This is a genomic window from Bradyrhizobium sp. CSA112, assembly GCF_029051645.1.
Taxonomy (GTDB): domain Bacteria; phylum Pseudomonadota; class Alphaproteobacteria; order Rhizobiales; family Xanthobacteraceae; genus Bradyrhizobium.
The window spans coordinates 1-12414 of record NZ_JAACFS010000018.1; the positions used below are offsets into that span (position 1 = coordinate 1).

General features: G+C 64.2%; 9 protein-coding genes. 4 read left to right on the forward strand and 5 right to left on the reverse strand.

Annotated elements, in window-relative coordinates:
- Nucleotides 1-499: 499 nt before the first annotated feature.
- Nucleotides 500-1519, reverse strand: a complete 1020-nt coding sequence (locus GWE18_RS25455) for an LLM class flavin-dependent oxidoreductase (RefSeq protein ID WP_275188440.1) — start codon at nucleotides 1517-1519, stop codon at nucleotides 500-502.
- A gap of 379 nt (nucleotides 1520-1898) precedes the next feature.
- Here GWE18_RS25455 and metF point away from each other — a divergent pair, with 379 nt between their 5' ends.
- From metF to maiA, 3 genes are all read left to right on the forward strand, one after another.
- The gene (metF, locus tag GWE18_RS25460; protein WP_275188441.1) at nucleotides 1899-2813 is read left to right on the forward strand and encodes a methylenetetrahydrofolate reductase [NAD(P)H]; all 915 of its coding nucleotides are present in this window, start codon (nucleotides 1899-1901) and stop codon (nucleotides 2811-2813) included.
- A gap of 4 nt (nucleotides 2814-2817) precedes the next feature.
- Complete coding sequence (metH, locus tag GWE18_RS25465) at nucleotides 2818-6681, forward strand: methionine synthase (RefSeq protein WP_275188442.1); 3864 nt, start codon at nucleotides 2818-2820, stop codon at nucleotides 6679-6681.
- A 261-nt stretch (nucleotides 6682-6942) separates the two neighbouring features.
- A complete protein-coding gene (gene maiA, locus GWE18_RS25470; protein WP_275188443.1) occupies nucleotides 6943-7602 on the forward strand; it encodes a maleylacetoacetate isomerase in 660 nt (219 codons plus the stop codon).
- A 205-nt stretch (nucleotides 7603-7807) separates the two neighbouring features.
- On the opposite strand, the gene GWE18_RS25475 is transcribed toward maiA, so the two are convergent.
- Nucleotides 7808-8440, reverse strand: a complete 633-nt coding sequence (locus GWE18_RS25475) for a glutathione S-transferase family protein (RefSeq protein WP_275188444.1) — start codon at nucleotides 8438-8440, stop codon at nucleotides 7808-7810.
- Between the two features lie 181 nt (nucleotides 8441-8621).
- Here GWE18_RS25475 and GWE18_RS25480 point away from each other — a divergent pair, with 181 nt between their 5' ends.
- The gene (locus GWE18_RS25480) at nucleotides 8622-9038 is read left to right on the forward strand and encodes a DUF6636 domain-containing protein (protein WP_275188445.1); all 417 of its coding nucleotides are present in this window, start codon (nucleotides 8622-8624) and stop codon (nucleotides 9036-9038) included.
- 178 nt (nucleotides 9039-9216) lie between these two features.
- Here GWE18_RS25480 and GWE18_RS25485 read toward each other — a convergent pair whose 3' ends face one another.
- The 3 genes from GWE18_RS25485 to GWE18_RS25495 all read right to left on the reverse strand — a co-directional run bounded on the left by GWE18_RS25485 (nucleotide 9217) and on the right by GWE18_RS25495 (nucleotide 12332).
- Nucleotides 9217-9810 (reverse strand): GNAT family N-acetyltransferase, encoded by a 594-nt coding sequence (locus GWE18_RS25485; RefSeq protein WP_275188446.1) that lies wholly within the window; start codon nucleotides 9808-9810, stop codon nucleotides 9217-9219.
- A 6-nt stretch (nucleotides 9811-9816) separates the two neighbouring features.
- Nucleotides 9817-11319, reverse strand: coding sequence for a glycerol kinase GlpK (gene glpK / locus GWE18_RS25490; protein ID WP_275188447.1), 1503 nt, complete (start codon nucleotides 11317-11319; stop codon nucleotides 9817-9819).
- 239 nt (nucleotides 11320-11558) lie between these two features.
- A complete protein-coding gene (locus GWE18_RS25495) occupies nucleotides 11559-12332 on the reverse strand; it encodes an SDR family oxidoreductase (protein WP_275188448.1) in 774 nt (257 codons plus the stop codon).
- Nucleotides 12333-12414: the final 82 nt, after the last annotated feature.

A 12414-nucleotide genomic window follows, 5' to 3' on the forward strand; every position in this document is an offset into this window, starting at 1 on the left:
ACCCTGGACGCGGACCCCACCCTGGACGGGGCCCCCATCCTGGACGCGGACCCCACACGGGCCGCGGGCGCCAAGCTGGCCCGCCCCAAGCATAGGCGCCGCGCCATCCCGGACGCCACACGGGGCGCGGGCCCCAACCGCCGGCGACCCATCTCGGACCCGGACGCCACACGCAGCGACCCCAGGCGTTGCAGACCCAGCGGACCTGCTCGGTATTCGCAGCCTGGCGTGAGATCTGGTCGGCATGCGGAAGCCCGTTCGGCATCGCGGCGGAAGCTGAGCCGGCGGCGAGCATAACGCCGCCGAGGGCGGCCAACCCAACAACTGCAGATTTCAGTTCCATGCTTTTGTCTCCTTGGCTGGAGACTTCAACAACAGGTTGGACAACGCTTGGTTGCTTCTGAGGCTCGAACAAACGCAGGCATGCAGATCAGGAATGCTGAAAAAGCAGGAATGCTCAGGAGAATGAGATACAGATTCGCAGAAAAATCATCACGATCTAGGCGGCGGCTTTCTTGCTCGGCCCGAACGCTTCCGCGAGCAGGCTGTACGATTTCTTCCGCGCCTCGTGGTCGTAGACCGCCGTGATGATCATCAATTCATCCGGCTGACTTGCCGCAATCATCGGCTGCAGCTTCGCCATGATCGTCGCCGGACTGCCGACGAACAGCCGCGAGCGGTTGCGGGCGATGGAGGCGCGTTTGGCGTCGGTGTAGGGATAGGCCAGCGCTTCCTCGACGCTGGGCAGAGGCAGATACTGGCCGCGGTCGCGGCGCAGGCGGTTGAGGTCCATCGAGGAAGCGAGCTTCTCGGCCTCAGCATCGGTTTCGGCGGCGACCGCTGCGATGGCGAGGATGCCGTGCGGGGTCTCCCGCCAGCCGGACGGCTTGAAGTGGCTGCGATAGTTCGTCATCGCCGCGATCGCATCATAGGACGCGAAGTGGTGCGCGAACGCGAAGCCCATACCGACTTGTGCCGCCAGCTCCGAACTGTAGTCGCTAGAGCCGAGCAGCCAGATCGGCGGCAGCGGCGTATCGTCCGGCATCGCCACCACATTGTTGTAGGGATGGCCGGCGGGGAAATCGCGGGTTTCCCACAACACCAGTTCACTCAGCCGTTCGAGAAAATCGTCGCCCTCGCGGCGGTCGAGCCGGCTGCGCAGCGCATGCGCCGTCGCGCCATCCGTGCCGGGCGCGCGCCCGAGACCGAGATCGATGCGGCCCGGAAACAGCGCCTCCAGCATCTTGAAGCGCTCGGCCACCACCAGCGGCGCGTGGTTGGGCAGCATCACGCCGCCGGAACCGACGCGGATGTTGTTCGTCACCGCCGCGATCTGCCCGATCATCAGATCCGGCGCGGGGCTCGCCACCGAGGCCAGATTGTGATGCTCGGCGAGCCAGTAGCGGACGTAGCCGAGCCCATCGACGTGGCGCGCCAGATCGATGCTGTTGCGCAGCGCGTGGGCCGGGCGGGTTCCTGTGGTGACGACGGAGAGGTCGAGAACGGAAAGCGGGATCATGGCGCTAAACTAGTGCGAGACGAGAGGGCGACAAAGGCCCGGCCGACGCAGATCAGGCCCGCGCCTGTGGGGAAAGGTGTGTCGCGCCGCATCCTGAGTGGGCCGATCTATGGCATATTCACGAAATACGCGCCTTTGCCCACAACGACCTGCCCTCCGCTAGATCGATGCCCTGCCTAATAGACTGTTTTGACTATATAAAATTTCAGATCCACTGCCCACCGAACAACCTACACGATCCATATTTCGTACATTTTTGTTCTGATTGGGCTATTTCCCATCAAAGATGGGCTGTTTGGTGGGCTCCATTTGGCTTATTTTGGCTGATGGCCGCTAGGCCTGATGTCCGCCCATCCTTTTCGGAGCCTCGTGAAGTGCCATGACCGAGATTACGCCCCCCGCTTTCGACGGCCATCGCGCGCTGCACTCGCCAAAAATCTCCTTTGAGTTCTTCCCGCCCAAGACGGAGGACATGGAGCGAAGCCTGTGGGAGACCATCAACCGGCTGGCGCCGCTGACGCCCAATTTCGTGTCGGTGACCTATGGCGCCGGGGGGTCGACCCGCGAGCGCACCCATTCGACCATCGCCCGCATCCTGAAAGAGACCAGCCTGACGCCGGCCGCGCATCTGACCTGCGTCGGCGCACCGAAGGGCGAGATCGACGACGTGGTAGCGCGCTACCACGAGATCGGCGTCCGCCATATCGTCGCTCTGCGCGGCGACCCCACCACCGGTATCGGCACCGCCTATCACGCTCACCCGGATGGGTATCAGAGCTCGCCTGATCTCATTGCGGGAATCAAGAAGCGCTATCCCGATATCGAAATCTCGGTTTCGGCCTATCCCGAAAAGCACCCCGAGAGCCCGACGATCGACGCCGACATCGACACGCTGAAGGCCAAGGTCGACGCCGGCGCGGCGCGAGCCATCACCCAGGTGTTCTTCGATAACGACCTCTATTTCCGCTATCTCGATCGCGTCCGCGCCCACGGCATCGATATCCCTGTGGTCCCCGGCATCATGCCGATGCACAATTTCAAGCAGGCGCGCAGCTTCGTGACCCGCGCCGGCACCACGGTGCCGGACTGGCTCGCCGACAAGTTCGAGGGCCTCGACGATGACGCCGAGACCCGCAAGCTGGTCGCCGCCACCGTTGCGGCCGGCCAGGTGCAGAAGCTCGCCAAGCACGGCGTCGATACCTTTCACTTCTACACCATGAACCGCGCGGACCTCGTGTTCGCGATCAGCCATTTGCTGGGCATTCGCCCCAATGGCGCACAGAAAGCCGCTTGATCCGATGAGTGTTTCGATTTCGCCCAAGAGTTCGCCGAAGCGAACTGCCCTGCTCGCCGCCGCCCGCGAACGCATCCTGGTGCTCGATGGCGCCATGGGCACCATGATCCAGGGCCTGCAGTACGACGAAACAGCGTTTCGCGGCGAGCGCTTTGCGGATTTTCATCGCGATGTCCGCGGCAATAACGACCTGTTGATCCTGACCCAGCCGAAGGCAATCGAGGATATCCACGCTGCGTACTTGCGCGCGGGCGCCGACATCGTCGCGACCAACACGTTCTCCTCGACCTCGATCGCGCAGGCCGACTACGACATGTCGGACCTCGCCTACGAACTGAACCGCGACGGCGCAAAACTCGCCCGCGCCGCGGCGATGCGCGTCAGCGCCGAGGACGGCAAACCGCGTTTTGTCGCGGGCGCGCTGGGTCCGACCAACCGTACCGCCTCGATCTCGCCCGACGTTTCCAACCCCGGCTATCGCGCCGTCACCTTCGACGATTTGCGCAAGGCCTATGGCGAACAGGTCAACGGCCTCTTGGACGGTGGCGCCGATCTGCTGCTGGTCGAAACCATTTTTGACACGCTGAACGCCAAGGCGGCGCTCTACGCCATCTCCGAAATCACCGAAGAACGCGGCATCGACGTGCCCGTAATGATCTCGGGCACCATCACCGACAAATCCGGCCGCCTGCTCTCGGGGCAATTGCCGGAAGCGTTCTGGAATTCGGTACGGCACGCCAAGCCGATCACCATCGGATTCAACTGCGCGCTCGGCGCCGAAGACCTGCGCGCCCATATTGCCGACATCGGCCGCGTCGCCGACACGCTGGTCTGCGCCTATCCGAATGCCGGCCTGCCCAACGAGTTCGGCCAGTACGACGAGACGCCGGAATACATGGCGCGGCTGATCGGCGAGTTCGCCGAGGCCGGCCTCGTCAACATCGTCGGCGGCTGCTGCGGCACCACGCCGGACCATATCGCGGCGATTGCCGCAGCCGTCGCGCCGCACAAGCCGCGCATCGTTCCCGCGATCGAGCCGCGGCTGCGGCTCTCGGGCCTCGAGCCGTTCGAACTGACGCCGGCGATTCCGTTCGTCAACGTCGGCGAGCGCACCAACGTCACGGGATCGGCAAGATTCCGCAAGCTGGTCACGGCCGGTGATTACACCGCAGCCCTTCAGGTGGCGCGCGACCAGGTCGAGAACGGCGCCCAGATCATCGACGTCAACATGGACGAGGGCCTGCTGGATTCGGAAGCCGCGATGGTGACCTTCCTGAATCTCGTCGCCGCCGAGCCCGACATCGCGCGCGTGCCCGTGATGGTCGACTCCTCGAAGTTCAACGTGATCGAGGCCGGCCTGAAATGCGTCCAGGGCAAGCCGGTGGTGAACTCGATCTCGATGAAAGAGGGCGTGGAGAAATTCATCCACGAGGCCCGCATCGCGCGCCGCCATGGCGCCGCCGTGGTGGTGATGGCGTTCGACGAGGTCGGTCAGGCCGATACGTTCGCGCGCAAGACCGAGATCTGCAAGCGCGCCTATGATATCCTGGTCAACGACGTCGGCTTCCCGCCGGAAGACATCATCTTCGATCCGAACATTTTTGCGATCGCGACCGGGTTGGAAGAGCACAACAATTACGGCGTCGACTTCATCGAGGCGACGCGCTGGATCCGGCAGAACCTGCCGGGCGCGCATATCTCCGGCGGCGTCTCGAACCTGTCATTCTCGTTCCGCGGCAATGAGCCGGTGCGCGAGGCGATGCATTCGGTGTTTCTGTATCACGCCATCCATGCCGGCATGGACATGGGTATCGTCAATGCCGGACAGATGATCGTCTATGACGACATCGACCCCGAGCTGCGGCAGGTGTGCGAGGACGTCATCCTCAACCGCGACGCGGGCGCTTCCGAGCGGCTCTTGGCGCTGGCGGAAAAATTCCGCGGCAAGGAGAAGCAGACCAAGGAGCAGGATCTCGCCTGGCGCGAATGGCCGGTCGAGAAGCGGCTCAGCCACGCGCTGGTGCACGGCATCACCGAATTCATCGAAGCGGACACCGAAGCCGCGCGGCTGACGGTCGAGCGTCCGCTGAACGTGATCGAGGGCCCGCTGATGGCCGGCATGAACATCGTCGGCGACCTCTTCGGCGACGGCAAGATGTTCCTGCCGCAAGTGGTAAAGTCCGCCCGCGTGATGAAGCAGGCGGTGGCCTATCTGATGCCGTTCATGGAAGAGGAGAAGGCGCGCAACCTCGCCAATGGCGTTGCCGGCGACGGCCGCAACGCGGCGGGCAAGATCGTGCTCGCCACCGTCAAGGGCGACGTCCACGACATCGGCAAGAACATCGTCGGCATCGTGCTGCAATGTAACAATTTCGAGGTGATCGACCTCGGCGTCATGGTGCCCGCCAACAAGATCATCGAAACCGCCAAGGCCGAGGGCGCCGATATTATCGGACTGTCCGGCCTGATCACGCCCTCGCTCGACGAGATGAGCTTTCTCGCCGGCGAGATGGAGCGGCAGGGCATGAAGATGCCGCTGTTGATCGGCGGCGCTACCACCAGCCGCGTCCATACGGCCGTGAAGATCGACCCGAACTACAAGGGCGGCCCGGTGGTGCATGTCAACGATGCCAGCCGCGCGGTGGGTGTTGCATCCTCGCTGCTCTCGCCCGACAGGCGCGAGGCCTATGCAGCCGACATCCGCGCCGAATACGCCAAAATTTCCGCGGCGCATTTCCGCGCGCAGGCCGACAAGAAGCGGCTGAAACTGGCGGACGCCCGCGCCAATGCGGTCAAGGTCGACTTCGCCAAGACGCCGCCGAAGAAGCCGTCGTTCCTCGGCATCAGGAGTTTTGACGCCTACGATCTGGCGGAGCTTGCCGAATACATCGACTGGACGCCGTTCTTCCAGACCTGGGAATTGACCGGGCGTTTCCCGGCCATCCTCGACGATCCCAAGATCGGCGAAGTGGCGCGCTCGCTCTATGACGACGCGCGCAAGATGCTCGACCGCATCATCAAGGAAAAATGGTTCACCGCGCGCGCCACTGTCGGCTTCTGGCCGGCCAATGCCGATGGCGACGATATCGCCGTTTATGCTGACGATACGCGAGCCAGGAAGATCGCGACCTTCCACACGCTGCGCCAGCAACTGGAGAAGCGCGAAGGCCGCTTCAACGCCGCGCTGTCGGATTTCATTGCACCGGTGGCGTCGGGCGTGCCGGACTATGTCGGCGCCTTCGTGGTCACCGCCGGGATCGGCGAGGACGTGGTCGCCGACCGCTTCAGGAACGCCAATGACGATTACTCCTCGATCCTGTGCAAGGCGCTGGCCGATCGTCTCGCCGAAGCCTTTGCCGAGCGGATGCACCAGCGCGTGCGCAAGGAATTCTGGGGTTATGCGCCGGACGAGGCGCTGGCCTCGGACCAGCTCATCCTCGAGCAATATGCCGGCATCCGCCCCGCGCCCGGCTATCCCGCCCAGCCCGATCACACCGAGAAGGCGACGCTGTTCCGCCTGCTCGATGCGGAGAACACCGCCGGCGTGAAGCTGACCGAGAGCTTTGCGATGTGGCCGGGCTCGTCGGTATCGGGACTTTATTTCTCCCACCCCGAAAGCTTCTATTTCGGCGTCGGCAAGATCGAGCGCGACCAGGTCGAGGACTATGCGGCACGCAAGGGCATGAGCGTCGCCGAGACCGAGCGCTGGCTGGCCCCGGTGCTGAACTACATCCCTTCGCAGGAGCAGGCGGCGGCAAAGGCAACGGTGGTGGCCGAGATCGTCCCCGCCAACGATGTCGCTTCGCATCCGCCCGGCTGCACCTGCGCCGTGCACCTGGCCTGGCGGAAGAAGGCGGTGGGGGCGTAACTGCCGCTTCCTTCTCCCCTTGTGGGAGAAGGTGGCAGCCGAAGGCTGCCGGATGAGGGGTCTCTATCCGCGGAGAGAACCCCTCACCCGTCTTCGCTTCGCGAAGCCACCCTCTCCCACAAGGGGAGAGGGGAAGCACTGCCGCCGCCGCGACAAGCTGTCATCGCCGGGCTTGACCCGGTGATCCATCTTCAAGAGTCTTACGAAGGTGATGGATGCCCGGGTCAAGCCCGGGCATGACACAGTGCCCGAGGTTCTCCCATGAAATTCTTTTCCTTCTGGCGATCGCTGGCGAGCTTTCGCGTTCGCATCGCGCTCAATCTGAAAAATGTTCCGGTCGAAGTGATCTTCGTCGACATCGACGCCAACGCGCATCGCGACGCCGAGTACCGCCGCGTCAACCCGCAGATGGCGCTGCCGGCGCTGGTGGAGGATGACGGCACCACGCTGTTCCAGTCGCTCGCCATCCTCGAATATCTCGATGAGAAATATCCCTCCCCTCCGCTGCTGCCCACTGACCCCAGCGGCCGCGCCCGCGTCCGCGCGCTGGCGCTGATGGTCGCCTGCGAGGGCCATCCGCTGCTGACGCCGCGGGTGCGGCGCTATCTCGACCACGAGCTGAATCTGCGCGACACGCAGCAGGCGGCGTGGCGGCGGCACTGGATCGCCGAGGCGCTGGCGGCGCTGGAGGGACATCTGGCTGATAACAAGAACACCGGCCGGTTTTGTCATGGCGATACGCCGACGCTCGCCGACATTTGCATGGTGGGGCACGTCACGATCGCCCTGAACCAGCAGATCGATCTGAAGATCTATCCCACCGTGAAGCACATCTTCGAGACCGCAATGGCGCTGCCGGAATTCGCCAAAGCGCATCCGCTGGCGCAGCCGGACACGCCGGAAGCGATGCGGATGAAGTAGGGTGGGCAAAGGCGCGCTTGCGCCGTGCCCACCATTTATCGGCAGACCATCCTGGATAGTGGGCACGCTGCGCTTCGCCCACCCTACGAAAGCCCCTCACCCCTTCGGCGGGGCCAGCGGCTGCTGAACAAATCGCGAAAACAACCCCATGCAAAGTAGGATTGGGCTGGCTGCGCGGCCGTGGCCGGGCGCGGCCCCGTCCAGCTCAATCGCCGCTCGGCGGGGCCAGCGGCTGCACGATTTCCCTAAACGGCGGCAGCGCCTCGCAAGTGGCGGAATGCGCTTTCAGCGCCCGATAGCTGGCGTCGAACAGCTCCGGATGCGCCTCGCCGACGAAGCGCAGCACGCAGGCGACCGCGATATCGGCGTGGCCGATGTTTTCGCCGAACCAATACGGCGTCTTGACCGCCGCGCGCTCATTTTCCAGCACGTCGAGCACGCCTGATATCTGCGACTTGCAGCGCTCGACCCAGAGATCGAGCTGCTTGTCCTTGCGCAGCACGCGCTCGTACAGCAAGCTGACGCCCTTGTCGCCGAGGCCCATTGCCAGCGCAGCGATCCGCAAATGCCGCCGCCGCGTCTCGCCGTTCCGCGCGATCATCGCCCTGTCGGCGCCGACGACATCATCGAGATAGTCCAGGATCATCGCGCTCTCGATCAGCGCCTCGCCGTCATCCAGCACCAGCGTCGGCACCCGCCGCAGCGGATTATACGGCGCGATCTTGTCGGCATCGCCGAAGGTCGACCACGGCTTGTGCTCGAAGGCGATGCCGTAGAGCCGCATGGCGATGGCGACGCGGCGAACAAAGGGGGAGTCGTATTGGCCGATCAGGATCATGATGTCTCACACTCAGGTTCGTCATTGCCGGGCTCGACCCGGCAATCGATCCTCTTCGAAAGAATCTTCCGGAGAGGATGGATGCCCGGATCAAGTCCGGGCATGACAGGCGGGGTCGGGGTTGCGCTCCTCGTCATCCTAAGTACGCTGCTTCACATTGCAACCAATGAGTCACAAGATGATGCGCGCCTTACCTATGCTTTCCGCGCTGTCCGTACTGACATTTGCCGCCACATCGCACGCCCAAGCTGCCCCAGCCGGCTTCCAGTCACCGTCGAAGAACATCGCCTGCCAGTATTTCGATTACGATAAGCAGAACATCCTTCGATGCGACATCAGCGCGATGGAAACAAAGCCGCCGCGGCCTGCCGATTGCGAGCTCGACTATGGCGGCGCCTTCGAGATGAACGCAAAGGGCCCCGCCATGCGGCTCTGCCACGGCGACACCGTGATGGACAAGTCGCTGCCGGTGCTTAGCTACGGCGAGGTGTGGCAGCGCGGTGGATTTACGTGCAAGTCGGAGCAGGCGGGCGTGACCTGCTTCAATGCGGATCGGCGTGGGTTTTCGCTGGCGCGGGCGAAGCAGGCAGTATTTTGAGAGAGACGCTTTGACGGGCCCAAGCACACATCGTCATACTCCGCGAAAGCGGAGTATCCAGTACGCCGCAGCGTCTCGGCTTTGTCGCAACTGCTCTGGAATACTTGGATCCCCGCCCCCGTGCGCAATTGCGCACTAGGCGGGGATGACGGCGGAGGGTGAGGATGCGTCTACTGCGTCACTCGATCACCGGCACATGCTTCGCCACATCGCGCGGCGCTGTGCCGTCGAGCCGCGGATCGTCGGCGATTTCGACCTGCCTACGGAACGGGCGAAAGCCCGAGCGCTGGTAGAAGGCGAGTGCGGCGGGATGATCGAAGGTGCAGGTGTGCAGCCAGACGCGCATCACCGGCCGCGACCAGGCGATTTCCAGCGCGCGGTTCATCAGCCAGCGGCCGGCGCCGGTTCCGACCAGTTTTGCAGTAACGCCGAACATGCCGATCTCGCATTGCCCGGGCTCGCGAAAATCCAGCTCCAACAAGCCCTCGTCGCGGCCGCCATCGACCAGCGCATAGACTTCGAGCTGCTGCACGTGAAGCCTTGCTGCGAGTTCAGCATCGGGCATCTGTATCCGCGAGAACCATAGCCATTCCTCACCGACGCGGCGATAGAGATCGCGAAACCAGTCGAGCGGCGGCGTCTCTTCCTGGCGCAGTGACCAGGCTCCGAGCGGATCAGAACGCGGCGCGGGGCGCGCGGTCATCTCCAGATGCGTGACGATCGCGGCGATCTTGCCGGCGGGGACGTCGGAATATCCGTCGGGCAAAATCATCCGGCGCTACTCCCCCTCATCGCTCGCCAGCACACCCTTCACCGCCCTCGCCCAACCCGCCAGTTTCCGCTCGCGCGTGGCCTTGCTCATCGCCGGCTTGAAGCGATGTTCGAGCCGCCAGTTGTCGGCGAATTTTTCCGGCTCGGGATAGACGCCGGCGTTCAGGCCCGCGAGATAGGCGGCGCCCAGCGCTGTCGTCTCCTGGATCATCGGGCGATCGACCGGGGCGTCGAGCAGGTCCGCGAGACGCTGCATGGTCCAGTCCGACGCCGTCATGCCGCCGTCGACGCGGAGCACGATGTTGGCGGCGGTCGCATCCGGCCAGTCGGCGCGCATCGCGGCCCAGAGATCGAAGGTCTGGTAGCAGACGCTTTCGAGGGCGGCATGCGCGAGTTCGGCCGGACCGGTGTTGCGGGTGAGGCCGAACAGCGCGCCGCGGACGCGGGGATTCCAGTGGGGGGCGCCGAGGCCGACGAAGGCCGGCACGAGATAGACGCTCTGCATAGAATCGGATTTGTCGGCGAGCGGGCCCGTTTCGGAGGCCTGCTTGATGATGCCGAGGCCGTCGCGCAGCCATTGCACCGCCGAGCCCGCGACGAAGATCGAGCCTTCGAGCGCATAGGTGCGTTTGCCGTTCAATTGATAAGCGATGGTGGTGAGCAGCTTGTTCCTGGAGGTGACCGGCGTCGTGCCGGTGTTGAGGAGTGCAAAGCAGCCGGTGCCGTAGGTCGACTTGATCATGCCCGGCGTGAAGCAGGCCTGGCCGATGGTCGCGGCCTGCTGGTCGCCGGCGATGCCGGATATTGCGATCGGGCCGCCGAACAGGTCGGGTACGGTTTCGCCGAACTTGGCGGAGGAATCCTTGACCTCGGGCAGCATCGAGCGCGGCACGCGCAGGATTTTCAAGAGCTCGTCGTCCCAGTCGCCGGTGTGGATGTTGAACAGGAGCGTGCGCGAGGCGTTGGTGGCGTCGGTGACGTGCACCTTGCCGCCGGTCAGCCGCCATAGCAGATAGCAATCGACGGTGCCGAACATCAGTTCGCCGCGGCCGGCGCGTTCGCGCGCGCCCGGCACGTGATCGAGGATCCATGCGACTTTGGTGCCGGAGAAATAGGGATCGATGATCAGGCCGCTCCTGGCCGAGATCGTCGGCTCGTGACCCTCCGCTTTCAATCTCGCGCAGATGTCTGATGTGCGGCGGTCCTGCCAGACGATGGCGCGGTGCACCGCCCGCCCGGTGGCGCGGTCCCACACCACCGTGGTCTCGCGCTGGTTGGTGATGCCGATCGCGGCGATGTCTTTTGCTTTCAGGCCGGCCTTTTCCAGCGCCTCGCGGCAGACCGTGACGGTGGAGGTCCAGATGTCCTCCGGCTCGTGCTCGACCCAGCCGGACGCCGGAAAATGCTGCGGGAATTCGGCTTGCGCCGTCGCGGCGACGGAGATGTCACTGCGGAACACCATGGCGCGCGAGGACGTGGTGCCCTGATCGATGGCCAGCACAAAGGACATGACGTTGCTTCCCCGGGAGGTTTTGGTTGCGCAAGAGGCAATCCGATTGGGAGGCGAAGGTCAATATGGCAGCGGCGAGCGGGCTCCCTTCCTTCTCCCCTTGTGGGAGAAGGTGGCGCGGATGCAATCCGCGCCGGATGAGGGGTCTGCATCCGCGGAGACAGACCCCTCACCCGTCTCAATCGCGCTTTGCGCGATTGATCCACCCTCTCCCACAAGGGGAGAGGGGAAGAAAGAGGCTACACCGACGCTGTCGTCACGCCGCCGTCCACCACGATGGTCTGGCTGGTCATGAAGGTGGAGGCATCGGAGGCGAGATACGCCACGGCGCCCGCGATTTCGTCGGGCTCGCCGATGCGGCGGAGCGGAGTCGTGGCGGTGCGGCGCTTGAGGTTATCAGGATCTTCCCACAGCGCGCGGGCGAAATCGGTTTTGACGAGGCCCGGCGCCACGCAGTTGACGCGGACGCCTTTCGGGCCCCATTCGCCGGCGAGGCTGCGGCACAGTGCGAAGTCGGCAGCCTTGGAGATGCCGTAGGCGCCGATCACGGTCGAGCCGCGCAAGCCGCCGATCGAGGAGATGATCACCACCGAGCCATTACCGCGCTCGGCCATTTGCGGGATCGCGAGCGCGCAGAGCCAGATGTTGCTCTTGACGTTAGAGCCCATGATCTTGTCGAAGGCCTCGTCCTTGATGTCGAGCAGCGGACCGTAATATGGGTTCACTGCGGCGTTGCAGACGAGGATATCGACCTTGCCGTAATGCTTCGTGGTGCCCGCAATCAGCGCCTCGACGTCCTCGCGGCGCGAGATGTTGCAGGGAATGACATGGGCGTCGCCGCCGGCCTTCTTGATGCCTTCGGCCACTTCCTGGCAGGCATCCGCCTTGCGGCTGGAGATCACGACCTTTGCGCCGAGTTTGGCGAGCAGTTCGGCGGAGGAACGGCCGATGCCACGGCTGGAGCCGGTGACGACGGCAACTTTTCCGGTGAGATCGAACGGGGTGTTTTTCATTGTTGTTTGATTCCTCTCTCTCCCCGTCATTGCGAGGAGCGAAGCGACGAAGCAATCCATCTATCCCCGTGCGGCACTATGG

Coding starts and splice junctions, on each gene's coding strand:
- metH (WP_275188442.1), top strand. CDS start 2,818: ATGAGTGTTTCGATTTCGCCCAAGAGTTCGCCGAAGCGAACTGCCCTG.
- GWE18_RS25485 (WP_275188446.1), bottom strand. CDS start 9,810: ATGATTTTGCCCGACGGATATTCCGACGTCCCCGCCGGCAAGATCGCC.
- GWE18_RS25480 (WP_275188445.1), top strand. CDS start 8,622: ATGCGCGCCTTACCTATGCTTTCCGCGCTGTCCGTACTGACATTTGCC.
- metF (WP_275188441.1), top strand. CDS start 1,899: ATGACCGAGATTACGCCCCCCGCTTTCGACGGCCATCGCGCGCTGCAC.
- GWE18_RS25495 (WP_275188448.1), bottom strand. CDS start 12,332: ATGAAAAACACCCCGTTCGATCTCACCGGAAAAGTTGCCGTCGTCACC.
- maiA (WP_275188443.1), top strand. CDS start 6,943: ATGAAATTCTTTTCCTTCTGGCGATCGCTGGCGAGCTTTCGCGTTCGC.
- GWE18_RS25475 (WP_275188444.1), bottom strand. CDS start 8,440: ATGATCCTGATCGGCCAATACGACTCCCCCTTTGTTCGCCGCGTCGCC.
- glpK (WP_275188447.1), bottom strand. CDS start 11,319: ATGTCCTTTGTGCTGGCCATCGATCAGGGCACCACGTCCTCGCGCGCC.
- GWE18_RS25455 (WP_275188440.1), bottom strand. CDS start 1,519: ATGATCCCGCTTTCCGTTCTCGACCTCTCCGTCGTCACCACAGGAACC.